Source organism: Streptomyces dysideae (assembly GCF_001514305.1).
Lineage (GTDB): Bacteria > Actinomycetota > Actinomycetes > Streptomycetales > Streptomycetaceae > Streptomyces > Streptomyces dysideae.
The window spans coordinates 39,862-62,807 of record NZ_KQ949092.1 but is presented as its reverse complement, the minus strand read 5'-3'; the positions used below and the strand labels follow the sequence as shown (position 1 = coordinate 62,807).

At 70.9% G+C, this 22,946-nt stretch carries 25 protein-coding genes and 5 pseudogenes; 11 read left to right on the top strand and 19 right to left on the bottom strand.

The features are described 5' to 3' along the window. Positions 1 to 35 precede the first annotated feature (35 nt). Positions 36 to 458, bottom strand: a complete 423-nt coding sequence (locus AQJ91_RS26115) for a redoxin domain-containing protein (protein WP_079085193.1) — start codon at positions 456 to 458, stop codon at positions 36 to 38. A gap of 119 nt (positions 459 to 577) precedes the next feature. On the opposite strand from AQJ91_RS26115, the gene AQJ91_RS26110 reads away from it, so the two are divergent. Next, on the top strand, positions 578 to 868 hold the full coding sequence (locus tag AQJ91_RS26110; RefSeq protein WP_067026331.1) for a hypothetical protein: 291 nt from the start codon (positions 578 to 580) through the stop codon (positions 866 to 868). A gap of 94 nt (positions 869 to 962) precedes the next feature. On the opposite strand, the gene AQJ91_RS26105 is transcribed toward AQJ91_RS26110, so the two are convergent. From AQJ91_RS26105 to sqr, 3 genes are read right to left on the bottom strand one after another with little or no spacing between them, the layout of a single operon-like run. Next, positions 963 to 1,436: a DsrE/DsrF/DrsH-like family protein gene (locus tag AQJ91_RS26105; protein WP_067026329.1), complete on the bottom strand. Its 474-nt coding sequence runs from the start codon at positions 1,434 to 1,436 to the stop codon at positions 963 to 965. A 17-nt stretch (positions 1,437 to 1,453) separates the two neighbouring features. Next, positions 1,454 to 1,771 carry a TusE/DsrC/DsvC family sulfur relay protein gene (locus tag AQJ91_RS26100; RefSeq protein ID WP_067026327.1) on the bottom strand — a complete coding sequence of 106 codons (318 nt, stop codon included), beginning with the start codon at positions 1,769 to 1,771 and terminating at the stop codon, positions 1,454 to 1,456. Positions 1,772 to 1,789: 18 nt separating this feature from the next. Next, positions 1,790 to 3,031, bottom strand: a complete 1,242-nt coding sequence (gene sqr / locus AQJ91_RS26095) for a type III sulfide quinone reductase, selenoprotein subtype (protein ID WP_067026325.1) — start codon at positions 3,029 to 3,031, stop codon at positions 1,790 to 1,792. Positions 3,032 to 3,309: 278 nt separating this feature from the next. Here sqr and AQJ91_RS26090 point away from each other — a divergent pair, with 278 nt between their 5' ends. Both AQJ91_RS26090 and AQJ91_RS26085 read left to right on the top strand, forming a co-directional pair. Beyond that, complete coding sequence (locus AQJ91_RS26090; RefSeq protein ID WP_067026323.1) at positions 3,310 to 3,756, top strand: OsmC family protein; 447 nt, start codon at positions 3,310 to 3,312, stop codon at positions 3,754 to 3,756. Continuing rightward, complete coding sequence (locus AQJ91_RS26085) at positions 3,753 to 5,480, top strand: aminotransferase class V-fold PLP-dependent enzyme (protein WP_067026321.1); 1,728 nt, start codon at positions 3,753 to 3,755, stop codon at positions 5,478 to 5,480. Before AQJ91_RS26090 ends, AQJ91_RS26085 begins: the two co-directional genes overlap by 4 nt. 75 nt (positions 5,481 to 5,555) lie before the next feature. Here AQJ91_RS26085 and AQJ91_RS26080 read toward each other — a convergent pair whose 3' ends face one another. Further along, the gene (locus AQJ91_RS26080) at positions 5,556 to 6,149 is read right to left on the bottom strand and encodes a rhodanese-like domain-containing protein (RefSeq protein WP_067026319.1); all 594 of its coding nucleotides are present in this window, start codon (positions 6,147 to 6,149) and stop codon (positions 5,556 to 5,558) included. Positions 6,150 to 6,239: 90 nt separating this feature from the next. Between AQJ91_RS26080 and AQJ91_RS26075 the strand changes: the two genes are divergently transcribed. Continuing rightward, the gene (locus AQJ91_RS26075) at positions 6,240 to 6,518 is read left to right on the top strand and encodes a metal-sensitive transcriptional regulator (RefSeq protein WP_067026317.1); all 279 of its coding nucleotides are present in this window, start codon (positions 6,240 to 6,242) and stop codon (positions 6,516 to 6,518) included. Between the two features lie 30 nt (positions 6,519 to 6,548). Here AQJ91_RS26075 and AQJ91_RS26070 read toward each other — a convergent pair whose 3' ends face one another. The 3 genes from AQJ91_RS26070 to AQJ91_RS26060 all read right to left on the bottom strand — a co-directional run bounded on the left by AQJ91_RS26070 (position 6,549) and on the right by AQJ91_RS26060 (position 9,119). Continuing rightward, positions 6,549 to 7,295 carry a sulfite exporter TauE/SafE family protein gene (locus AQJ91_RS26070; protein WP_067026315.1) on the bottom strand — a complete coding sequence of 249 codons (747 nt, stop codon included), beginning with the start codon at positions 7,293 to 7,295 and terminating at the stop codon, positions 6,549 to 6,551. Next, positions 7,292 to 7,681, bottom strand: coding sequence for a rhodanese-like domain-containing protein (locus AQJ91_RS26065; protein WP_067026314.1), 390 nt, complete (start codon positions 7,679 to 7,681; stop codon positions 7,292 to 7,294). Before AQJ91_RS26065 ends, AQJ91_RS26070 begins: the two co-directional genes overlap by 4 nt. Before the next feature lie 70 nt (positions 7,682 to 7,751). Continuing rightward, the gene (locus AQJ91_RS26060) at positions 7,752 to 9,119 is read right to left on the bottom strand and encodes an MBL fold metallo-hydrolase (protein ID WP_067026312.1); all 1,368 of its coding nucleotides are present in this window, start codon (positions 9,117 to 9,119) and stop codon (positions 7,752 to 7,754) included. Positions 9,120 to 9,233: 114 nt separating this feature from the next. Between AQJ91_RS26060 and AQJ91_RS26055 the strand changes: the two genes are divergently transcribed. Continuing rightward, entirely contained in the window at positions 9,234 to 9,638 is a 405-nt protein-coding gene (locus AQJ91_RS26055) for a DUF302 domain-containing protein (protein ID WP_067026310.1), read from the top strand. Here AQJ91_RS26055 and AQJ91_RS26050 read toward each other — a convergent pair. Beyond that, positions 9,639 to 9,911 (bottom strand): annotated as a pseudogene (locus AQJ91_RS26050) (pyridoxamine 5'-phosphate oxidase family protein); the annotation flags it as partial. A gap of 302 nt (positions 9,912 to 10,213) precedes the next feature. Here AQJ91_RS26050 and AQJ91_RS26045 point away from each other — a divergent pair. Continuing rightward, a complete protein-coding gene (locus AQJ91_RS26045; protein WP_067026308.1) occupies positions 10,214 to 11,245 on the top strand; it encodes a 7-epi-alpha-eudesmol synthase in 1,032 nt (343 codons plus the stop codon). Between the two features lie 48 nt (positions 11,246 to 11,293). Here the strand turns inward: AQJ91_RS26045 and AQJ91_RS26040 are convergent, their stop codons facing one another. From AQJ91_RS26040 to AQJ91_RS52370, 7 genes and pseudogenes are all read right to left on the bottom strand, one after another. Beyond that, a complete protein-coding gene (locus AQJ91_RS26040; RefSeq protein WP_067026306.1) occupies positions 11,294 to 12,544 on the bottom strand; it encodes a cytochrome P450 in 1,251 nt (416 codons plus the stop codon). Next, entirely contained in the window at positions 12,541 to 13,146 is a 606-nt protein-coding gene (locus AQJ91_RS26035) for a GTP-binding protein (RefSeq protein WP_067026304.1), read from the bottom strand. Before AQJ91_RS26035 ends, AQJ91_RS26040 begins: the two co-directional genes overlap by 4 nt. Then, positions 13,127 to 13,498 carry a DUF742 domain-containing protein gene (locus AQJ91_RS26030; RefSeq protein WP_067026302.1) on the bottom strand — a complete coding sequence of 124 codons (372 nt, stop codon included), beginning with the start codon at positions 13,496 to 13,498 and terminating at the stop codon, positions 13,127 to 13,129. Before AQJ91_RS26030 ends, AQJ91_RS26035 begins: the two co-directional genes overlap by 20 nt. Then, positions 13,495 to 13,905, bottom strand: a complete 411-nt coding sequence (locus tag AQJ91_RS26025; RefSeq protein WP_067026300.1) for a roadblock/LC7 domain-containing protein — start codon at positions 13,903 to 13,905, stop codon at positions 13,495 to 13,497. Before AQJ91_RS26025 ends, AQJ91_RS26030 begins: the two co-directional genes overlap by 4 nt. Before the next feature lie 3 nt (positions 13,906 to 13,908). Continuing rightward, positions 13,909 to 15,624: a sensor histidine kinase gene (locus AQJ91_RS26020; RefSeq protein WP_067026298.1), complete on the bottom strand. Its 1,716-nt coding sequence runs from the start codon at positions 15,622 to 15,624 to the stop codon at positions 13,909 to 13,911. A gap of 258 nt (positions 15,625 to 15,882) precedes the next feature. Continuing rightward, positions 15,883 to 16,749: a hypothetical protein gene (locus AQJ91_RS26015; protein ID WP_067026296.1), complete on the bottom strand. Its 867-nt coding sequence runs from the start codon at positions 16,747 to 16,749 to the stop codon at positions 15,883 to 15,885. 83 nt (positions 16,750 to 16,832) lie between these two features. Further along, positions 16,833 to 16,931: pseudogene (locus AQJ91_RS52370) on the bottom strand (AraC family transcriptional regulator); the annotation flags it as partial. A gap of 83 nt (positions 16,932 to 17,014) precedes the next feature. Between AQJ91_RS52370 and AQJ91_RS50005 the strand changes: the two are divergent. Then, positions 17,015 to 17,215: pseudogene (locus AQJ91_RS50005) on the top strand (zinc-binding dehydrogenase); the annotation flags it as partial. 15 nt (positions 17,216 to 17,230) lie between these two features. Here AQJ91_RS50005 and AQJ91_RS26010 read toward each other — a convergent pair. Both AQJ91_RS26010 and AQJ91_RS26005 read right to left on the bottom strand, forming a co-directional pair. Next, entirely contained in the window at positions 17,231 to 18,337 is a 1,107-nt protein-coding gene (locus AQJ91_RS26010; RefSeq protein WP_067026294.1) for an NAD(P)-dependent alcohol dehydrogenase, read from the bottom strand. Positions 18,338 to 18,360: 23 nt separating this feature from the next. Next, on the bottom strand, positions 18,361 to 19,815 hold the full coding sequence (locus AQJ91_RS26005) for an aldehyde dehydrogenase family protein (protein ID WP_067026292.1): 1,455 nt from the start codon (positions 19,813 to 19,815) through the stop codon (positions 18,361 to 18,363). Positions 19,816 to 19,918: 103 nt separating this feature from the next. Between AQJ91_RS26005 and AQJ91_RS26000 the strand changes: the two genes are divergently transcribed. The 4 genes and pseudogenes from AQJ91_RS26000 to AQJ91_RS25985 all read left to right on the top strand — a co-directional run bounded on the left by AQJ91_RS26000 (position 19,919) and on the right by AQJ91_RS25985 (position 22,161). After that, positions 19,919 to 20,356: a MarR family winged helix-turn-helix transcriptional regulator gene (locus AQJ91_RS26000; protein ID WP_067026557.1), complete on the top strand. Its 438-nt coding sequence runs from the start codon at positions 19,919 to 19,921 to the stop codon at positions 20,354 to 20,356. 140 nt (positions 20,357 to 20,496) lie between these two features. Further along, the gene (locus AQJ91_RS25995; RefSeq protein WP_067026290.1) at positions 20,497 to 20,904 is read left to right on the top strand and encodes an anti-sigma factor antagonist; all 408 of its coding nucleotides are present in this window, start codon (positions 20,497 to 20,499) and stop codon (positions 20,902 to 20,904) included. A gap of 45 nt (positions 20,905 to 20,949) precedes the next feature. Further along, positions 20,950 to 21,339, top strand: a pseudogene (locus tag AQJ91_RS50000) (GTP-binding protein); the annotation flags it as partial. Positions 21,340 to 21,495: 156 nt separating this feature from the next. Further along, positions 21,496 to 22,161: a DUF4230 domain-containing protein gene (locus AQJ91_RS25985; RefSeq protein WP_067026286.1), complete on the top strand. Its 666-nt coding sequence runs from the start codon at positions 21,496 to 21,498 to the stop codon at positions 22,159 to 22,161. Here AQJ91_RS25985 and AQJ91_RS25980 read toward each other — a convergent pair. Further along, positions 22,162 to 22,943, bottom strand: a pseudogene (locus tag AQJ91_RS25980) (proton-conducting transporter transmembrane domain-containing protein); the annotation flags it as partial. Positions 22,944 to 22,946 lie beyond the last annotated feature (3 nt).

Genomic DNA, 22,946 nt, shown 5'->3' with positions numbered 1-22,946 from the left:
GGCATGCGCCAGTGCCTCACCGAACGGCAGCGGGGTCACACCCCGCCGCTGAGCGAGGCCGAGTTACGGCCGGGTAGTACTAGCACCGCCCGGACGGTCTGCTCCGGGTCGATGACGAACACGGCGCGTACGGCGGCGGTGTTCGAGGTGTTCGGGTGGAGCACGCCGTAGGCGCGCAAGACGCGGGTGTCCAGGTCGGCGGTGATCGGGAGCGGAACGCGCACGCCCAGCTTCTCCTCGATCGCGCGGGTCCAGGCGAGGTGGCTGTGCACGGAGTCCACGGAGTTGCCGAGCAGGGCCGTGTTGCGGGCCGCGAACTCGTCGGCGGGTTCGGTGAAGGCGACGAACTCCGTGGTGCACACCGGGGTGAAGTCCGCCAGGTGGCTGAAGAGCACCAGCCACCGGCCGGCGTGGTCGGCGAGCCGGACGGGCCCGTGGGTGGATTCCGCCTGCGGCACGCGAGCACGGGAACAATGCGGCCTTGCGCGACGCTTCCACTTATACCCCGGCGGGTATTCGAGTCCCGGAAGACGCCCGCCTGAGACCGTCACCGACCCGGCGGAGGAGCGTGAGAACGATGACGACGACAGGACCTGACCGACTCCCTACGGGCGAGGACGGCTTTGTCGTGACGACCTGCGGGCGCAGGATCGCCGTGCGATGCCTACGGCTCGCAGCCGTGGACCGGCCCATCAGTCGGGTCACCCTGGACGTTGGCCGGGACCAGGGGGGCGAGCCGGGAGTGTGGGCGGCGCTCACCGTCGACGAGGCACGTGACCTGGCCCGCCTGCTCCTCCTGCAGGCCGGCCTGGCCGAGCGCGGTACCGAGCCCGCAGGCCCGTCACGGACGGACTCCCCCTCCTTCTGACTTCGACACCGGCCCGGGTCACTCCAGGATCCGCGGATACTCCCGGTCGCCCAGGAGTTCCGGACGGCGCCAGAGCACCGGGTTGCCGGACGTCTCACGTGTAGATGATCTGGCCGCCGGCCGCGTGCTCGTAGAACTCGCCGACGGTGATGATGCCCTGGACCTGCTCGACGAGGTCGTCCTTGTCGAGTTCGAAGAGGTCGACCGACGCCTTGCAGGCGTAGATTCCGGCGCCCGTGTCGGAGATCATCTCGATGAACTCGGGGATCGGCGGGATGTCGAGCTTGTCCATCTTGCGTTCCATGTACCGGGTGACGAGATCCGGAACGCCCGGCATGCCGCCCAGCAGGGTCGGCAGGTGCAGACCGGGGTTGCCGACCGTGGCCAGCTTGATGTGCTCCCAGCGCTTCTTCGTGATCGCGTCCAGGCCGAAGAAGGTGAAGAACAGGTCGGCCTCGATGCCTTCGGCGCGGGCGCCGTTGGCCATGATCAGAGCCGGGTAGATCCCTTCGAGGGATCCCTTGGAGACGATGATCGAGACCTTCTCGATCGTGGCGGTGTCGGCCATGACGGGCACGCTCCTTCTCAGATGCAGCCGCGGGGCTTGGGGATGCCGGCGATCTTCGCGGCCGTCTTCGCCGGCCCCTTCGGGAAGAGCTGGTAGAGCTCCTTGACACTGACGCCGGAGGTCTTGCCCAGCACCCGCACGGTGGGGCCGGTGCCCTTCTCCGCGTACTGGGCACGCATGAAGCGGATGACCGTCCAGTGCCGGTCGGTCAGCGCCTCGATGCCGGCCTCGCGGGCGATCTGCTCGGCCATGGGCTCGTTCCACCGGTCGGGGTCGATGAAGAAGCCCTCGTCGTCGACGGGAACGGCGGTGTCGCCGTAAGTGGCAGTGGGCATGGCAGGTGCTCCTTGGGTTCAGGCGTGGGCGTGGTGCTTGCCGTGCTCGGGCATGGCCGAGCCGATGCCGGGCAGCTCCCGGCCGGGCAGCAGGCTGTGCCAGTACAGCCACTCGAAGGCGAGCTTGCCGAGATGGTTGGCGTGCGACTCCTTCAGCAGCGGGAGGCCGACGGGACCCGGGAAATGGCCGGGCAGCGGCTCGGTGTCGTAGTTGAAGTCGATCAGCAGCGCCTTGTGGAAGCCGGTCTCGACGAAACAGTTGGCATGCCCGTCGAAGGAGGCGTCCAGCGACTGCCCGGCGAGGAAGCGGCCGATGTTGTGCACCAGTACCTCGCCCTCGAAATGGGCCACCGACCCGGCTTTGGAGGCGGGCACGCCCGCCGCGTCCCCGATGGCGAACACCTCAGGATGGCCGGAGTGCTGGAGGGTGCGCGGGTCGACGGGCACGAAGTCCAGCTCGTCGCCGAGGCCCTCGGAGCGTCCGACGTACTCCGCGCCGCCGTGCAACGGGACGACGACCGCCAGGTCGAACGGCACCTCCCGTTCGTCGTACGAGACCAGCCGCCCACCCGGGCCGTCGACCTCGCCGAGCGTGAACTCGGTGACCAGCTCGATGCCCTTCTCCGCCAGCAGACCACCCAGCGCCTTCGCGGCGACCGGCTTGGTGAAGGCGGCGTCGAGGGGGGTGACGTACGTCAGCTGAACCTTGTCGCGGATGCCGCGTCGCTGGAAGTGCCAGTCGGCGAGGAAGGCGAACTCCAGGGGCGCCACAGGGCACTTGAGCGGCAGGTCCGCCACGTCGATCACGACGCGGCCGCCGTCGATGCGCTCCAGCGCATGGCGCAGACCGACGGCGCCGGGCAGGTCGTAGAAGGTGAAGACGTTCTCGCCCCAGCCGGGACCGGTCAGTCCCTCGGTCTCCTCCGGCAGCAGCCGGGCTCCGGTGGCGACCACGAGGATGTCGTAGGACAGTCGGATGCCACCGTCGAGGTACACCGTCCGCCCGTTCAGGTCGACTCGCTCGATCCGGGTCTGTTTGTAGTCGACGGCGGTGTTCAGCTGCTGCGGGCGGGAGCGGACGAGGTGGTGCGGCTGGGCCAGCCCGAACGGCACGAACAGCAGGCCGGGCTGGTAGACGTGGTCATCGTCCTGGTCGACGACCGTGATCCGGAAATCCCGCTCGTCGTACGTGCGCTGCAGGCGGTTGGCCGTCATGGTGCCGGCGGTTCCGCCGCCGAGGATCACAATGTGTTTGCCCATGCCCCCACTGTCATACGGCAGATGAGAGCGAGACATGGGCCGCTGGTCCTCACTCCAGTACCCACCGGGGTATGCCTTCAGCAACCCCCTTTGCCCTCCCACGGCCCGCTTGCCCGCCGCAAACCCGCTGATAAAATACCCTGCAGGGTATATTGCCACGACAGCCTGCACGAGGGCCGAACGGCCCCTGCCGCACCCCGTCGGCCTCTCGATCCGCCACACTCTCCGCGGTCGAATGGAATCCGGCAGCAGTCGGCACCAGCGAGAAGGGCCCGGCCATGACCGCCAGCACGCAGCACAGCACGAACCGGCCGCAGTCCACGGACGTGAACCGTTTCGAGGTCACCCACGTCGAGCGGGACGCCTACACCGTGGACATCCGCGGACACCGCATCCAGGTCGACCAGCCCATCCTGGCGGGCGGCACGGACACCGCACCCACCCCCACCGAGTTGTTCGCGGCGTCGCTGGCCACCTGTGTCGCGTTCTATGCGGGCCGCTACCTCCACCGGCACGGCCTCAGCCAGGCGGGGCTTCGGGTCCGTGCGGAGTTCACGACGGCCACCGACCGCCCCGCTCGTGTCGCCTCCCTGCGCGTCGTGGTCGTGCCGCCGCCGGAGCTCCCCGAGCAGCGCCGGGCGGCCCTGCTGGCCGTGGCCTCGCACTGCACGGTGCACAACACCCTCCGGCAGCCGCCCGAGATCGCGATCGAGCTGGAGCCATGAGCACGTCCTTGGCGCCGGCCGTGTCGGCACTGCTGGAGCGCATCCGGGGCGGGCTCATCGGAGACGACGAGGTACTGGACGGCCCGTACGGCCCGAAGCGGATCGTCTACGCGGACTACACCGCCTCCGGCCGCTCGCTGGACTTCATCGAGGACTTCATCCGCGAGCAGGTGCTGCCGCGCTACGGCAACACCCATACGGAGAGCTCCAGCACCGGCCTGCAGACGACCCGGCTGCGCGAGGACGCCCGCCGGATCATCCGCGACGCGCTGGGAGGCACCGAGGACGACCTCGTGATCTTCTGCGGTTCGGGCGCCACCGCGGCGGTGAACAAACTGGTCGGCATCCTGGAGCTGCGCCGTCCGGAGAAGCCGCCCGAGGCCGAGCGTCCAGTGGTCTTCGTCGGGCCGTACGAGCACCACTCCAACGAACTGCCCTGGCGTGAGTCGATCGCCGACGTCGTGGTCATCGACGAGGACCCGGACGGCCACATCGACCTGGACCGGCTCGAAGCGGGACTGCGAAGGTACGCCCGCCGGCCACTGCGCATCGGCAGCTTCTCCGCCGCCTCCAACGTCACCGGCATCCTCACCGACACCGACCGCATCGCCCGGCTGCTGCACGCGCACGGCGCGCTCTCCTTCTGGGACTACGCGGCCGCCGCCCCGTACGTCCCGATCCGGGTCGCAGAAAGCGAGCCCGGCGCGGTCGACCACAAGGACGCGGTCTTCCTGTCACCGCACAAGTTCGTCGGCGGCCCGCAGACTCCGGGGGTCCTGGTCGTACGCCGTGAACTGGTCCACAACCACGTGCCCACCGTGCCCGGCGGCGGCACCGTCGCCTTCGTCGACCCCCTCGGCCACCGCTACCTCGACGACCCGGTCGCCCGCGAGGAGGGCGGCACTCCGGCCATCGTCGAATCCATCCGCGCAGGGCTCGCCTTCGCCCTCAAGCAGGCCGTGGGCACCGACTCCATTCAGGCCGCCGAGGAGCGCCACTGGCGACACGCGCTGGCCCACTGGGACAGCAACCCGCGGATCGAGATCCTCGGCAACCACCACGCCCGGCGGCTGGCCGTCATCTCCTTCCGCATCCGCCACGGCGACCACTCCCACCTGCACCACAACTACGTCGTCGCTCTGCTCAACGACCTGTTCGGTGTCCAGGCCCGCGGCGGCTGCTCGTGCGCCGGACCGTACGGCCACCGCCTGCTCGCCATCGACGCGACCACCTCCCACGCCCTGCTCGACGAGGTGGTCCACGGCTGCGACGGCATCAAACCCGGCTGGACCCGCGTCAACTTCAACTACTTCATCAGCGACATCGTCCGCGACTACCTCATCGCCGCCGTCGACCTGATCGCCACGCAAGGCCATCGGCTCCTTCCCGACTACCGCTTCGACCCGCACACCGGGCAGTGGCACCACCGCGCCGGTGCCGCCGACCCGCCGCTGCGGCTGACCGGCGTGCGCTTCACCGCCGACGGACGGATCGCGGCTCCGGGCGTCCACCACCACCGACTGGGAGAGGAGGCACTGTCCGGTCAACTCGGCCGCGCCCGCGAGGTGCTCGCCGCTCGCCCCGACCGCCTGGACGACGGCCCCACCGGACTGCCGGCCGACTTCGAGTGCATGCGCTGGTTCCCGCTGCCGCCCGTCTGCCTGGAACCGAGGCACGGCCCGAGCCGGCGTCGGCCTTCCGGATCTCTTCCATCCCCACGCTGATGTGCGCGGGCTCGGCGCGGGCGAACTGACGCCCAGGGCACCCACGGAGTTCGCGGGTGCCCTCGAACGCACCGCTCAGCGGCTGCGCAGAGCGGCCAGCGCGGCATCCAGATCGGCCGCGCGGGGGCGGTTGTGGGGCAGCTTGCCGAGGACGACCGCCATGCCGCACGTGTCGGTGAGCGCGGAGAAGACCAGGCCACCGGCGATGCCCGCAGACAGGAGCTGGAAGGCCGGATGCACGAGCAGGCCGAGCAGGAGACCGAGGAGCACCACGGCACCGGCCGTGAAACGGACCTGGCGTTCCATGCTCCACCCGGCACGGGTGTCGCAGGCCGCCGGGTGCTGCAGGTCGTGCCCGTCCGCGGCCCAGGCGCCGGTGCCGCCGGCGAGCGTTGCGGTGGGAATGCCCTGCCCGGCCAGCAGCTTGCAGGCGTTCTCGGACCGGGCCCCGGAGGCGCACACGACGAGGACGTCACCGCGCTCGGCGGCGTCCCGGATCTCCGGCAGGGCACGCCGGATGTGGTCCAGGGGGATGTTCAGGGCGCCGGGCAGGTGGCCGGAGGCGTACTCGGCGGGCGTGCGCACATCGATGACGGTGAGCTCGTGCAGCCGGGTGCGGGCCTGGTCGGTGCCGAGGGTGACGGGGGTGGGAGAAGGAGAACTGGTCATGGCAGGTGTGGTCCTTAATGTTCGACATGTTCGACGCTGTCCCGAACCGGGACATAGAGTACCCCTAGGGGTATTTTTCGAGGAGTGATCGTGGAACTGGAGCTCGCGGGTGCGGACCTGAAGGCCGTGCTGAACCGGCTGCGCCGGGCGCAGGGGCAGATCTCGGGCGTGATCCGGATGATCGAGGAGGGGCGCGACTGCGAGGACGTCGTCACCCGGCTCGCCGCCGCCTCCCGTGCGCTCGCCCGGGCCGGTTTCGCGATCATCGCGACCGGTCTGCAGCAGTGCGTGACGGACATCGAGTCCGGCCGCAGGAACGGCGAGGAGATGCGGGACCGCCTGGAGAAGCTGTTCCTGTCCCTGGCGTAGGGCGCGCCCGGGCCGGTGGGCTTCGGCGCATCACACCACCGCGTCGATCAGCATGAACGCGGCCACGGCCAGCAGCACCAGGGCGAAGACGCGCTGCAGCGTGCGTCCGGAGACCTTCGCGGCCAGCCGTTTCCCGTCCCATGCGCCGAGGATCGCGGCGCCGACGAACGGCCCGATGACCGCCCAGTTCAGCCCGTCGAGCGTGTCGGCGCGTGCAAGGAGCGCGGCCAGGGAGTTGACGGTGATGACCAGCAGGCTGGTGGCGACCGCGTTCCGCATCCGCAGGCCGAGCACGCCCACCAGCGCCGGTACGGCGAGGAAACCGCCGCCGACGCCGAGGACACCGGTGACGGCACCGAGCCCGGCTCCCGCGGCCGCGGCCCGGCCCGGCCGTACCGGCACGACGGTGTCCGCGGGCGGCCCGGTCCGCAGCATGCGGAGCGCGGCGGCCGCCGCCACCATGCCGAACGCCGCCGTCAGTACGGCGGCCGGGATGCGCCCGGCGAGCGCGCCGCCCAGCATCGCCGGACCGATCCCGGCCACCGCGAACAACAGCCCGGTACGCCAGCGGACCTGACCATCGCGAGCGTGCGCGGACAGCGCGGTGACCGAAATGAGGGTGACGATGACCAGGCTGGCGGTGGTGGCGGCGACCGGAGTGAAGCCGAGCAGGTAGATCAGGGCGGGGACGGCCAGCACGCTGCCGCCGCCCCCGAGTGCACCGAGCGCCAGACCGATCACGGCCCCGGCGGCCAGGGCGAGTACGAGAACGCTCACGCGACGGTGCCGTTCCCGCCGTGCGAGTCCACTATGGGCAGGCCCGCTCCGGCCCAGTCCCGCATGCCGCCGATCACGTCCACGGTCTGAGAGCCGCGGGCGGCCAGCAGTTCGGCGGCCTGCCGGGAGCGGTTGCCCGAGCGACAGATCACGACGAGGGGCCGTGCCTGTGCGTCTTCGGGCAGCCCGGCCCCGGCGGCCAGCGAGGACAGCGGCAGGTGCACGGCCCCGGGGGCGTGTCCCGCCTCCCATTCGCCGGGTTCCCGGACATCGAGCAGCACGGCATGGCCGCCTCTTTCGGCGGCGTTCCCGTGGCCGGTGCGCGCGGCTGCCTCCTGGACGGTCACGCGGCCGGGGCCACCCCGGCCTCGTCGGAGAATGCTCATTTCGGTCTCTCGCTCCTGTTTCCCGTATCGGTTCGGAAGGTCGGTGGGGCGTCCGTGGCGTCCGACGCCGTCAGGGGGTCCGGACGGTGAGTCCCGCCTGCTCGGCCGCGTCGAAGGAGTCGTCGACGGCGACGACGTCCCGGCCTGCGGCGTCCAGCAGGGACGCGGCGATGGCGGCGCGCATTCCGCCGGCGCAGTGCACCCACACCTCACCGTCGGGGATCTCGCCGAGGCGGCGGGGCAACAGGTGGACCGGGATGTGGACCGAGCCCTCGATGTGCCCGCCCGCCCGTTCCGAGCCACGCCGGACGTCGAGGACGACGACGCCCTCCGCCGGGTGCCGGCGCGCGAGGTCGGCGAACGTGGCCCGCGGGAAGGTGGCCGGGGTCTCGCCCTCGCGCATCCAGGCCGACGGTTCGCCGGTGGCCGAGGCGGCCGGGCGGTCGATGCCCACGCGGACCAGCTCGCGCTGGGCGGCTGCGAGTTGCTCGGGTGACCCGGCGAGCAGTGTGACCGGCTTGCCCCACGGGATCAGCCAGGCGAGATAGGTGGCGAGCTGCCCTTCGGCCTCGAAGTTGAACGAGCCGGACACATGCCCGGCGGCGAACGCGACGCGGTTGCGCAGGTCCACCACCCACTCCCCCGCGGCCAGCCGGGCAGCGATCTCCTCGGCGTCCGCGACGGCGGGCGGCGTCAGGTCGACGGGCTCGGGGCCGGCGGCATTGGCCGGGCCCATGTGCGTGTAGTAGGCGGGGATGTCGTCCAGGCCGGCCAGCAGGTCGGCGACGAAGGTGTCCACGTCCCGGGTGAGGGCCTCGTTGGACGCCTTCTCCTTGCCGATGGTCGTGGCATCGCCCTCCGCCTGGGAGGACGAGCAGAAGCTGCCGAATCCGTGCGTGGGCAGCACCGCCGTCTCCTCGGGCAGCATGGCGGCCAGCCTGTGCGCGGAGGCGTGCTGTGCGCGGGCGAGCTGTTCCGTCAGCCGCGGCTCCACGAGGTCCGGGCGGCCGACGGTGCCGATCAGCAGCGAACCGCCGGTGAACACCGCGACCGCCGTGCCGTTCTCCTCCAGCACATAGGAGGTGTGGTGCGGGGTGTGACCGGGCGTGGCCAGCGCGCGCAGGGTCAGGCCGGCGTCGGTGTCGATCTCCGTGCGGTCGCCGTCGCGGACCGGAACGCGGGCGAAGGAGACGCGGGCCCCGCCGGGAACGCGGTAGGCGGCGCCCGTGACCCGGGCCAGCTCCAGGCCACCGGTGACGTAGTCGTTGTGGACGTGCGTCTCGACGACCTGCGAGATCCGCACCCCGCGCCGGGCTGCCGCCGCGATCACCCGGTCGACGTCGCGCGGCGGATCGACCGCCACCGCGCTCTCCTCACCGCCGGCGAGATAGCTCCGGTTGCCGAGGCCCGGCACCTCGATCGTGTCGACGAAGAACACGAGGTACTCCCTTCCAGTGAAGAATTACCCCAGGGGGTATGTCTTCGACGGTAGCATGAGTACCCCGGGGGGTATTTTCAAGGGTCGGGAGAACCGACGAGAAAGGCACACGCCATGCGCTACGACCGCACAGTCCACCTCGATGCCGACTTCGCCACCGCCGTGGCCCGCACCCGCGACGCCCTCGCGGAGCAGGGGTTCGGCATCCTCACGGAGATCGACGTCACCGCCACGCTCAAGGCCAAGCTCGACCACGACATGGAGGACTACGTCATCCTCGGCGCCTGCAACCCGCCTCTCGCCCACCGCGCCCTGGAGACCGACCGCGCCATCGGCCTGCTGCTGCCCTGCAACGTCGTCGTCCGCCGCGACGGAGACCGCACCGCCGTACAGGCCCTCGACCCGAACACGATGGTCGCGCTCACCGAACTCGACGCACTGCGCCCGGTCGCCGAAGAGGCCACCCGCCGCCTCGACGCCGCCCTCACCTCACTGACCACACCGGACACCGCCGCCTGACACCACCGGCCGGGCATGGCCACTCCCAGGCGCCGGCCCCGACGGCTCAGCCAGGCGCGCAGTGCCGGTCGACGACAGGTTCCGGCCGGTGGGGCTCGCGGCCGGGGTGGCGATCAGCAAAGCCGTGCCGTCCCAGCGGAAGGACAGCGGCACCAGGCAGGGCGCTCCCCCGTCGCTGCCGGCCGTGGCCACCCAGGCGTCGACGTCGTGTTCCAGGCGGTGCAGGGTGTCCTGCTTGCGCTGCTTGGCGGGGCGTGCGGGTGTCGTGGTCATCGGCGGGCGGCCTCCTGGCGGAAATGTCACGGACGTGCCCAGTCTGGCCGTCGGATGTCCGGTCCATGCACTGATTTCCGCGAGCCGTGCCGAGCGAGTGTACGCAGCCCAACAGGCCTGAGCAGTAACGGAGATCACGGCCTGGTCACGGCGTAGATCATCTAGGCTCTGGGCAGCCTCGCAGCGCTTTCCGATTCAACTTTCGTATCGGGAAGGCCAGTTGGAGTGCGCGGGCGGTCGCGCCGGCCGTCCGTTCGCAGGGCCGGGGGGGACTCTGCGTTCCGTATCCCGAAAGGAAGCGCATGTCTCAGGACGTCAGGTTCGACCTCCCCTTCGACACCCCCGTCAGCCGGCATCTGGAGTACGCCCGCGCGCGTCATCTGCGCTGGATCTGGGACATGGGACTGGTCCGCAGCCGGGCCGGGTTCGAGGAGTACACGTCGTGGGACCTGCCGCAGGCCGCCGCCCGCACCTACCCGTACGCCTCGGCGGACGACATGGTCGTCCTGATGAACTGGTTCTCACTGGCCTTCCTCTTCGACGACCAGTTCGACGCCAACCAGCCGGACCGCGCCGACCGCATAGCCGAGGTCGCGCGTGAGCTGATCGTCACCCCGCTGCGCCCGTCGGGCACCGTGCCTCGGGTGTCCTGCCCGATCACGCTGGCCTGGGCCGAGGTCTGGGGGCGTCTCTCTGATGGCATGTCCCTGACATGGCAGACACGGTTCGCCGCGTCCTGGGGGCGGTTCCTGGTCGCGCACTGCGAGGAGGTCGACCTGGCGGCCCGGGGTCTGGAGGGCACGCTCGGGCTCGACGAGTACGCCCTGTTCCGGCGCCGTACGGTCGGGATCCACCACAGCATCGACGCGGGTGAGCGCAGCCGCGGCTTCGAGGTGCCGGCGCAGGTGATGGGGCATCCGGTGATGGAGCGGATGCGCGATCTGGCCGCGGACACCATCGGGTTCATGAACGACATCCACTCCTTCGAGCGCGAGAAGCGCCGGGGCGACGGCCACAACCTGATCGCCGTGCTGCACCGGGAGCGGGGCTGCTCGTGGCAGGAGGCGGCCGACGAGGCGTACCGCATGACCGTCTCGTGCCTCGACGAGTACCTGGAGCTGGAGGCGCGGATCCCGGCGATGTGCGACGAGCTCGGTCTCGACACCGGGGAACGGGAACGCGTCCGGATGGGTGTGGAGGCCGTCCAGCACTGGATCAACGGCAACTACGAGTGGGCGCTGGTCTCCGGCCGGTACGCCGCCGACAAGGACGGGATCGTGGCATCGGCCGAGCTGTCCGGGCGGGGATCGGTGGACGACCTGCTCGCGGTGTGACGTGACGGTGTGGCCCCGGCCGGTTCTCCCCCGGCCGGGGCCACCGTGCTACACGGCGAACTCGACCGGCAGGCTGTCCAGCCGGGACTCCCAGGTGGATGCGGTCGAGGTGAGCTCCCCCGGCGGTACGGCCAGCCGCAGACCCGGCAGCCGGTGCAGCAGGACGTCCACGGCGATCTCGATGATGGACTGCCCGATGTTCTGTCCCGGGCACTCGTGCGGGCCCGAACTGAACGCCAGATGCGCCTGGTTGCCCTGCATGGAGACCGTGGCGTCCGGCCGCACCTCGGGGTCGACGTTGCCCGCGGTGAGGCCGAGGACGATCAGGTCGCCCTCCTGGATGGGCTGGCCGCCGAGCTCCAGGTCGGCGGCGGCGAACCGGCCCGGCAGCACGGCCAGCGGCGGGGTGTCCCACATGACCTCCTCGACCACCGCGGAGATGTTCAGCTGCCCGCTGACCAGTCCGGACAGCCGGGAGGTGTCGGTGAGGACCAGCTGCAGCACCCGGGCCAGCAGGTTGCTGGTCGTGGTGTGCGCGGCGATCAGCACCAGCCGCAGATGGCTGACGATCTCGTCCTCGTCGAGGTCGGCGTGGTGCTGGAGCAGGGCGGTGGTGAAGTCGGGGCCGGGTTCCGCCCGCTTGCGTTCGGCGAGTTCGGCGAGGATCTGGATGATGCGCTCGTTGTGCGCGAGGGCTTCCTCGCCGCCCTTGAGGACCTGGGCGCTGGACTCCACCAGCTGGCGCCCCTCAGCCGCGGGCAGCCCGAACATCCGGGTGAGGACGAGCATCGGCAGGTACTCGGCGTAGTCCGTCACCAGGTCGGCCCGGCCGACGTCCGCGAACGCGTCGATCTGCTTGTTCGCGAAGTGCGTGACATGACGCCGGATACCGCGGCCGGCCGCGGCCTGCAGCCCGTCGGTGACCGCACCGCGCAGCCGGCGGTGCGGCTCGCCGTCCTGGGACACGCAGTCGGGCCGCCAGCCGACCATCGGGATCAGCGGCGAGGTCTCCTCGACGCGGCCGTCCCGCCAGTCCCGCCAGATCCGGGCGTCCCGGCTGAACTGCAGCGGGTTGTCCAGCACCCGCCGGTTGTCGCGGTAGCCGAGGACCAGCCAGGCCGGGACGTCACCCTCCAGCAGGACCGGGGCGACCGTGCCGTACTCCTTGCGCAGCCGCTCGTAGATGCCGAACGGGTCGCTCGCCGCCTCCGGCCCGTACAGCCGGGTCAGTCCCTCGCCGTGGGCCACGGGGCAGCCGCGCGGGGCGCCGGGATCGTCGTTTAAGGGCTGGGCGTTCATCGGGACTCCAGTGCGACGGCGGAGCGTTCCTTCAGGTGGCGTATCAGGGTGACGAGCACGTCACGGCTGGAGGCCCGGTCGCGGGCGTCGCAGACCACGACCGGGGTGTGCGGGGAGATGTCCAGGGCGTCCCGGATCTCCTCGATCGGATGGTCCTTGGAGTCGGGGAAGACGTTCAGCGCGATGACGAACGGGACGTCCTGCCGCTCCATCTCCTCGATCGCCCGGAAGCTGGAGGCGAGGCGCCGCGTGTCCACCAGGACGATCGCGCCGAGGGCGCCCTTGAACAGGCCGTTCCACAGGAACCAGAAACGTTCCTGTCCTGGGGTGCCGAACAGGTACAGCATCAGGCTGTCGTTGAGGCTGATCTTGCCGAAGTCCAGGCTGACGGTGGTCTCCGTCTTGTCGGCGACGCCGATGAGACGGTCGACGTCGGCGCTCGCCTGGGTGAGGGTCTCCTCGGTGGTGAGCGGCTTGATGTCGCTGACCGAGCGGACCATGGTGGTCTTCCCGGTGCCGAACCCGCCGGCGATCATCACCTTCACCGAGCGGGTGCCCCCGGCGTCCGGCCCACCGGGGTGGTCAAAGCCTTTGAAGTCCACTGAGTACCTCCTCAAGGAGCGCGAGGTCGGGCCCGCGGCCGGCGTCGTGCGCCGGGATGGGGTCACGGGCGTCGACACGGCCTGCGTCCAGCAGATCCGTCAGCAGCACCGCGAGAATGTTGAAGGGCAGTCCGAGGTGGGCGCCGAGTTCGGCCACCGACAGCGGATCACGGCAGCGCCGGAGGATCTCCTCGTGCTCGTGCTGCATGCCCGGTACGGGGGCGGTGCGGGTGACGATGAGGGTCGCCACGTCGAGGCTCGACGCCGAACCGCCCGGTCTGCTGCGTCCTCCGGTGAGGACGTAGTAGCGCTCGAGACCGGACGGGTCCGCGGGCCGGCGGGGAGCACTCATCCAGAGTGCTCCTCCAGGCGCGGAGTGGTGCCGAGCAGCTCGCCCATCCTGCGCGCCAGATCCCTCATCTGATGGCCGAGCAGCCCCTGGTCGAGGCCTTCCCGGGCGAGCACGCCGAGATACGTCTCCACCCCCGCGCGTACGACGAAGAGGTGGCCGCCGTCGACCTCGATCATCGCCAGCCGCAGCTGCCCCGCGTATTTGGGGAACTGTTCGGCGACCGGCTGGGCCAGCGCCTGCAGTCCGGCCACCACGGCGGCGAAGCGGTCCACGTCGTCGGGGTCTTCGGCGCCGTAGGAGGTGATGGCCTTGCCGTCGCTGGAGGCCACGAGGGCGAAGCGGATCTCCGGGATGGACTCCACCAGATCGCGGAGCGCCCAGCTCACGTCGGTTCCCAGTTGCGTCATGGACTAGTCGCTCTCTTCGGTGCGGTGCTGCTCGGTGGACTCGCGGCCGTCGGCCCCTCCGCCTTCCTCGCCGGGCTCGCGGCCCGCGGTGGCGAAGGCGGCCAGACCGGCGAAGGACGCGTCCGGCGGGATCGCGGAGACGCCGGTCCGCTCGGCGCGTTCGGCCGGCTCGTGCAGGGCGGCCTCGGTCCGCTTGCTGCGGCGCCGGGGCAGGCCGCCGGGCGTGGTGTCCACCCCCTCGTCGGTGGTGGTCTCGGCCGGGGTCTCGGTCACGGCCTCTTCCGGGGCCGGGGCGGCCGGAACGTCCTCGGTGGCCTGGGGAGCCGGGGCGGCGACAGGGGCGGTGGCGGGCAGCGGGCTGAAGTACTTGTGCGGGACCACGACCACCACCGACGTACCGAGCCACGGCGAGTCCGCGAAGGTGACGCGGATGCCGTAGCGGCGGGCGAGGATGCCGACGACCCGGAGGCCGATGTTGGCGTCCTCCGAGATGCCGCCGAGGCCGGCTCCGGTCGAGGTGCCGGCGAGGGCGTGCTCGGCCTCGCGCTTCTTCTCCTCGCTCAGGCCCTTGCCGGAGTCCTGGATCTCGATGCCGACGCCGTTCGGCACCTCCTTGCCGGAGACGAGCACCGGCTCGGTGGGCGGCGAGTAGCGGGCCGCGTTGTCCAGGAGGTGGGCGAAGACCAGCGTCAGGTGGTCCACCAGACCGCCGTCGACGCCGAGTTCGGGCAGATGGCGCACCTCGACGCGGTGGAAGTCCTTGATCCGGCCGATGCCGCCGCGGACCACGCTGAGCAGCCGCTGCGGCTCCTGCCACTGCCGGCCCGGCCGGTCCGAGCCGCCGAGCACGCTGATGCTGGCGGCGAGACAGTCGGCGGGGCCGATCGCCTGGTCGAGCTCCATCAGGCCCCGGGCGACGAGCGGCAGCCGGCCGTGCTCGCCCTGCATCTCGTGCAGGCGGCCACGGAGCTTGCTGGTCAGGACGTGGATGCGGTTGCCGATGCTGATCACGGCCTGCTCGGCGGAGGTGGAGCGGTTGAACTCCTCCTCCATGCCGATCAGCGAGGTCCTGAGGACCTTGCGCAGCTCGCCCTGGAGCTCGGCGCTGACCTTCGCGCACTGGTTCGCGGCGGGCAGCAGGTCATCGATGGCGTCGCCCTCGCGCAACTGCCTGATCGCGTCGGGCAGCTGCTCGTCGGCGAGCCGGGTGACCGCGGACAGCTGGTGGCTCAGCTGCTCCTGCCAGACCTCGGCCTGGTCGGCGAGCTGTCCCTCGTAGGACTTGGCCTGGTCGGCGATCCGCTGCTCGTAGGACCGGGAGTCCTCGGCCAGCCGATCCTCGTAGGCCCGGGACTGCTCGGCCATTTGAGCCTCGTAGCGGGCGGACTGGTCGGTGAGCTGGGCCTCCAGGGAGGCGCGTTCGGCGGTGAACTTCCGTTCCAGGCCCGCCACATGCTGCTGCCACTGCTGGGAGTGTTCGGCCTGCGAGGTACGGAAGTCGCCCTCGGCGCGGCTGAGCTGCGCTCTGGTGCGGAGCAGCAGGCGTACGCACACGGAACCGGCAGCCGTCGCCGCGGCACCGGCGACGGCGGCGGTTATTCGCTCCGAGCTCATGAACGTGGCGGCAACCGTCCCGCCTCCTAAGGCCAGCGGCATCAACCACCAGCTGTACCAGGCAACAGGGGCCCGCGCCGCCGGTGGCGGAGTGGCGAGTTCCATCTGCATCCTTCGAAGCAACACGATCGAACAGGGGGGTGTGCAAGGGGGACCGCACTCATGAGTACGCACCGCGAATGACCGTTCGTGACCGAGTCAACCCGCAGCGCCGAACGGGAGCTTATCGGGTTTGAGCGCGAAAGGATCAACCTCGCGCTCGGACGGAAGTGAGGGTTCCGTCACTCTGCGCCAAGCGAACATAAATCGACAAATACCTTTACTCACCTGCACAGTTAGAGAAACCGACCCGGTCGGCGCCGCTCACCTGCAGCCCATGCCGTCCTTCACCAGGGGCCAGGCCTCCACGCCCCCGGACGCGCGGACGTACACCTTCGACGGGTCGTCGGTGAGCCACAACTGCCGGTCTCCGAAGCGGAATCCGGTGTCGCGGGCCCCCTCGGGCAGCGCGGCCTCGCCGTCGTACGGGGCGGTGAGCAGGTCGCTTCCGAGGACGCCGTCCGGGTCACGGGCGTAGGTCCTGTCGTCCTCGTAGTGGCCCATGCTCAGGAAGCGGGCCGTCTCCCAGCCGCAGTGCGCGTCCCCGGCGTGGCTGGACACCTCGGCGAGCGGTACGCGGTCACCGTTACGGTCCGTCCAGATCTCGTACGGCTTGGACTCGGTGAAACTGGCCGGAAGTTCGGCCGGATCGCAGGTGGCGTTGGACTCCGGGCCCCAGCCGGGGCGGCCCTTCTGGTCCTTGGCGACGACGACGGCGACCTTGGTGCGGCCGTCGACATCGAAGGAGAACAGGACGCGGTCCGCCTCTTCGCGCTCGACGCGGTAGCCGTGGCGGGGGTCGTCGGCCTGTTCCATGTCGAAGAAGGCCCGCAGGCCCTCCTCGGGAGTCCGGCCGCCGTCGCTCTTGCCCCAGGAGCCGCTTCCGCCACCCGAGTAGATCTCCCCGTCGCACTCCAGGGCCCGGCCGGCGGCGCCCGCCGCGGTGCGCACGGCCTCCAGGGTGTACACCTCGGGTTCCTCGCCGGGCACATACAGCGGCCCGTCGTAGGGGGTGGCCGGGGGCGTGCCCCCGGCCACGAGGCCGGCCCAGTCCTCCTCGTCCCCCTCGCCGCCGCATCCCACCGAGGCCATGGCCACCACTGCCGTCGCCACCCCGAGCCCTCTGCGCATTCCCGCCCCCGATTCGTCCGAAAAAGATCAACCGCCTGAACTTCTTGATCCTTCGACGCGGCGGCGCGCGGAAACGTTCGCGGTCACCGGACGGCAGCCTGGAACATCCGCCGGTAGGCCTGCGGTGACACCCCGATCGCGGCGTGCAGATACCGGCGCAGGGAGGCGCTGGTGGCCAAGCCGGCCGGGATCGACCACACGCAGGCGGAAGCGCTGCCGCTGGTGACGCTGACCTCGTGGCAGGACAAGCGCGGGGCGCGTATGTGCCGAGCGGCTCGGTGTCCGCGCGGTCAGGATGCTCGTCGACGCCTCCCACACCGGTACGAAGGCGATCGCGGCGCCGGAGGAGGCGGGGAGGCTGCGCGCCACGATCGCCGCCACCTTCCCCTTGGCCGGTGCCGCCGAGGCGCATGCGCCGGGCGACACCGGCCGGACCGCGGGGAAGCTGGTCCTGCTGATGGACTGACCTTCGAGAAGAGACTCAGAACGTGAGCACGGGCTTGATCGCCTTGCCCGCGCCCATGTCCCGCACCGCCTGGTCGATGTCCGCGAACGGATAGGTGCTGATCAGGCGGTGCAGCGGGAGCCGCCCTTCCTTCACCAGGCGGACCAGGGCGGGGATGAAGTTCTGCGTCTCGGCGTCACCGAGGGTGAGCCCGACGACCTGCTTGCCGCCGAGCAGCCCGTTGACGTCCAGGGCGACTTCGGTACCGAAGGGCGGGGCACCGACGACGACCAGCGTGCCGCGGGCGGCGAGCGCGTCGACGCCCTGGCGCAGGACGCCGACGTTGCCCGTGGTCTCGACGACGCCGTCCGCGCCCTGGCCGTCGGTGATCACGCCGAGCGCCTCGCCGAGGTCGGCCTCGCTCGCGTTGATCGTGTGGGTGGCGCCCAACTCCTTGGCCAGGGAGAGGCGTTCGCCGACGCGGTCGACGGCGACGATCGTGGTGGCCGGGGTGAGGGCGGCGGCCATGACCGCGGACAGGCCGACGGCTCCGGCGCCGAGGACGACGACCGTGCTGCCCGTGACCGGCTTCAGTACGTTCCAGACGGCGCCGACCCCGGTCTGCACACCGCAGCCCAGCGGGGCGATCGACTCCAGCGGCACATCGGGGTCGACCTTGACGAGGCTGCGCTCGTCCACCAGCGCCCGCTCGGCGAAGGACGACTGGCCGAAGAAGTGGCCGCCGAGGGCCTCTCCGTCCCGGCTGATCGTGCTGCTGCCATCCGCGCGGCGGCCACCGATGAGGTTCAGCGGCAGCCAGGTCGCGCAGTACGCGGGGTGGCCGCCCCGGCAGTTGCGGCAGTCGCCGCAGGACGTGAAGGACAGCACGACGTGGTCGCCGGGCGCGACACCGGTGACGGCCGAACCGACGGCCTCCACGACTCCGGCGCCTTCGTGACCGAGCACGCCGGGCAGCGGGAACGGCAGTCCGCCGCTCGCCACGCCGAGGTCCGTGTGGCACAGGCCGGTTGCCACCATGCGGACCACGGCCTCATGGGGCCCGGGCTCGTCGAGGACGACCTCGGAGAGGGTGAAGGGCGCTCCCCCGGACTCGACCACGGCGGCTCGAGTGGTGATGGACATCATGAACTCCTTTGCGGGGGCGCTCAGTCGAGCGAGACGACGACGGACTTGACCTTGGTGTAGGCGGTGAGCGCCTCGGGGCCGTACTCGCGGCCGAAGCCGGAGTCCTTGACGCCGCCGAAGGGGACGGCGGGGTCGAGCATCGCCCAGTCGTTGATCCAGACGATGCCCGCCTGGAGCCGCTCGGCGACGCGGTGGGCGCGGGCGAGGTTGCTGGTCTGGATGCCCGAAGCCAGGCCGTACGGCGTGGAGTTGGCGAGTTGGACGGCCTCGTCCTCGGAGTCGAAGGGCTGGACGGTCAGGACCGGGCCGAAGATCTCCTCCTGGACGACGCGGGAGTCGTTCGGCAGATCCGCGACGACGGTGGGCTTGTAGTAGTAGCCGCCGTCGAGGTCGAGCCGCTCCCCGCCGCAGACGATGCGGCCGCCCTCCTTGCGGGCCAGGTCGATGTACTCCTCGACCTTCTTGAGGTGCTTCTCCCCCGCCATCGGCCCCACGACGGTCTCCGGCTGCCGCGGGTCTCCGACCGGCACACCGGGTACGGCCTCGGCGAGGATGTTGAGCAGGGTGCTGTAGACGGAGCGTGCCACCAGCAGCCGGGGGCCGCCCATGCAGAACTGGCCGGTGTTGAAGACGAAGCCCTTGATGATCGCGCCGACCGCCTTCTCCAGGTCGGCGTCCTCGAAGACGATGTGGGCCGCGTTGCCGCCGAGCTCCATCGTGACCGGCTTGAGGGCCTCACCGGCGACGCTCGCCGCGTGCCGGCCGACCGCGGTGGAGCCGGTGAAGGCGATCTTGTCGACGCCGTTGTGGCGCAGCAGCGCCTCGCCGGCCACCGGGCCCGCGCCGGTGATCACGTTGACCACGCCGTCCGGGACGCCGGCCTCCTGGAAGAGGCGGGCCATGTAGAGGGCGCTGAGCGGGGTCTCGTCCGCCGGCTTGTGCACGATCGTGTTGCCGGCCGCGAGCGCCGGGCCGATCTTCGAACCGGCCAGGATCAGCGGGAAGTTGAAGGGCGTGATCGCGGCGACCACACCGAGCGGCTCGCGCCGGGTGTAGGCCAGGGCGTTCATGGGAGTGTCGCGGTTCGCGCCGTGCAGGGAGTGCGCGAGGGCGGCGAAATGCTCGTAGTCATTGGCCGCGTTCGTCACGTCGACGGCGTGGCACAGCATGATCGGCTTGCCGACGTCCAGGCTCTCCAGCCGGGCGATCTCGTCGGCGTTCGCCCGGATCAGGTCGGCGACGCGCTGCAGCACCCGGCCGCGCTCACGGCCGCTCAGGCCGGACCAGCCGCCGTCGTCGAAGGCCGCCCGGGCCGCGCGTACGGCCGCGTCCACGTCGGCGGCGCCCGCCTCCGCGACGGTGGTGACGACCTCGCCCCGGGACGGGTCGACCACCTCGGTGCGCGCTCCGTCGGCGGCCTCGCGCCACTGTCCGTTGATGAACAACCGACCGGGTTCGATCTCCATGGTGGTCATCGCCACTCCTCAGCCTCATCGCTAAGCTTTCAACCAACAGGATTCCTGTCTGTTCGCAGTTTCATTACAGACAGGTTTCCTGTCAATGCTCTACGCTGAACTCATGCTCGACGCCCAGGCAACCAAGGCACCTCCATCCCTTCTCTACATGGTGAAGCAGGTGGAGCTCGTTGTCCGGTCACACCTGGACGACCTGGTCAGACCGTCCGGGATCACGGCACTGCAGTACACCGCGCTCACCGTCCTGGAGCGGCACGACGGACTGTCGGCGGCGCAGCTGGCCCGCGACTCGTTCGTCACCGCACAGTCGATCGCCGATCTCGTGCGGTCCTTGGAGGGCCGCGGGCTGGTGCGCCGGGAGCGCAACCCGCGCAACCGGCGGGAGCTGCTGATCCTGCTGACGGACGAGGGCCGCGAGCTCCTCGGGCGGCACGAAGGGGCCGTCCGCGAGCTGGAGGAGCGGATGGTCCGAGACCTCACGGCACACCAGACCGAGCAGTTCCGGCAGGCACTCACGACGGCCTGGCACGCCCTGTCCTGAGACTCACCGGGCACGTTGCCCGCGATTCACAGACATATGTCAATCGAACATGCTCAAATTCACTCCATCGAGGGTAACTTGCAGTGCGGGGAACGGATTTGCGCTCACTCGGGACCCGGTGATCCGCAACCCCGCCACGGATGGAGCAGGTTGGAGGCGATGTCGTCGTGCAGCAGGATCCTGCGCCACTCACCCGGCATCTGCGCGTCCACCAGGACCGGGGCCACACGGTGCTGGAGTTCCGCGGCGAGATCGACATCGCCGCGGCGCTGGAGATCGTCCCCTGCCTGGACCGGGTCACGGCGCGTCCCGCCGCCCGGATCGTGATCGACCTGCGGCCGGTGGAGTTCTTCGACTGCTCCGGGCTGCGCCTGCTGTACCGCGCCCGCGCCCGGGTGCTCGACCACGGCGGACAACTGCACCTGGTCTGCACGCAGCCGCTCACCCTGCGCGTCCTGAGGGTCACCGGCCTGGCCCGGCTGCTGCCGCCGCAGCCGACGCTGGACGCGGCCCTGGGGCAGTCCGAGGCCACGTCCGGCTCGGTGTAGGTCCGGCTGCTTCAGGAGCCGAGCGTTGTTCCGCCACGTCCTGCTGGGCTGTCCGGCGCGCCCGTGACGGACTACCGGGTCACCCTGATCCGGTCCGGCTACTCCGCGCCGGTCAGCACCGCCGCCCACTTCCGCGGACTCACCCCGATCGTGCTGCGCCGCGCCCTGGAGCGGGCGCGGACCCGGCTGTACGAGCCGTATCACGCCTTCGAGGCGGAGATCCCGCTCGACGCGCTCTCCGCGTGAACGGCCCAACTGGCCTCCTGTGGCGCCGAGTTCACGGACACGAGGGGCGGCACAACGGCCTGGCTGATCACCGGCGAGCTCCCGGCGCGACGGGTGCGCGAGGTCGAACTGCGGCTCCCGGGTCTCACGCACGGCGAGGGGGTGTGGTGGTCACGCCCGTCGGGGGACCGGGAACTCCGGCCGCGCTAGGGCCTGTCCGGCGGATCATGCCGCAGACGCGCCGATACGGACAGCTCTCCACGCCAATGCGCCGTCCTTGCCGCCGTCAGGGACACCATTCGGCCAACAGACAGGTCGGGCAGGGGATTTGGGGGTATCCGGTCAGGAGGAAGGAGGAACGTCGACATGACGACTCCCATCAAGCGCCTCCCTGGGCGCATGCCCGGCTGGGCGAAGGTGGTGAGCGCCGTGGTTCTGGTGCTCATCGTGTTCTTCGCCGGCATCCGGCTGAGTGTGCTCCCGGGTCTCAAGGACCTGTTCGGCACGGAGACGAACGACCGCTCGGGTCCCGCACTGCTCGAGTCCATTCAGGACATCAGCCGTTACGACGCCGCCTCCGGCAACTTCCAGGTCGTCGTGGACCTGGAGAAGGACGCCAAGTTCCTGCCCGACGCGATCCGCGGCACCCGCACGCTGTATGTCGGCGCGGGCACCGTGGACGCCTACGTCGACCTCGGGAAGGTCGGCGAGAACGACGTGACGGTCAACGACGACCGTACGTCCGCCACACTCAAACTGCCGCACGCGGCACTCGGCACCCCGTCACTCGACCCCGACCGCTCCTACGCCGTGTCCAAGCAGCGCGGCCTCCTGGACCGCATCGGCGACCTCTTCTCGGACAACCCGAACGGCGAGCAGGCCGTACAGAAGCTCGCTTCCAAGCACATCGGCGAGGCCGCCAAGGAGAGCGAACTGACCGAACGCGCCGAGACCAACACCACGGAGATGCTCGAGGGCCTGCTCCACTCGCTCGGCTTCAAGGAGGTGGAGGTGTCGTACGGGGCGGCCTGATCAGGCGGCCGGGATCCCCGGCAGGACCAGCGCGCCGAGCAGGGTGGCGCCGGCCAGCAGCCAGGCCACGTAGTCCCCGACGTGCCCGGACTGCAGACGCCGCAACGGCTCGGCCCAGTCCGGGGCGGCGAGGAGGTTCGGCCGGGTGACGGCGACGGCCGCGAGGCCGATGGCCGCCAGGGTCGAGGCAAGGCCCAGGAGCACGCCGGGCGGCGTCCAGTGGACGGAGGTCAGTGCCCCGCCCGATCCGGCCTCGTTGACGGCGTGCGCCACCGCCCCGGTGAGGCCGGGGCCACGCCGACGGCGAGCGCCCCGGTGAGCAGCAGGGCGGGGACCACCGTCATGGTGTCCGGGACCCGGCGCAGCCGGTGCCGGGTCCCGGGCCGCTCGTCGGCGCCTGTCGTCTCGTACCGCGTGCCGCCCTCGGGCCGGGGACCGAGCCCGAGGAAAACGCGTGCGGCGCCCCGGAGCACCGCCTCGGCCGTGACCGCGGTCGCCGCGACGTACAGAACGGTGAGCGGGCCGCCCACCGCCTCCTCCGTGACGGCCTTCCCGAGCGCCGTACCGAAGGGCGGCAGCCCGGCGAGCCCGAGCGCGGCCACGGCGAACAGCACGGTGACCTCGCGCAGCTCCCGGGCCCACCCGTGCAGCGCGTGTTCGTCGACGCTGCCGTAGCGGTCGAGGAGGATGCCCGTGCAGGCGAACAGCGCGGCCTTCACGCCGGCGTGGCCGAGGACGTACAGCGCGCCCCCGTCGTCGGCCTCGGGCGTCAGCACGCCGATCAC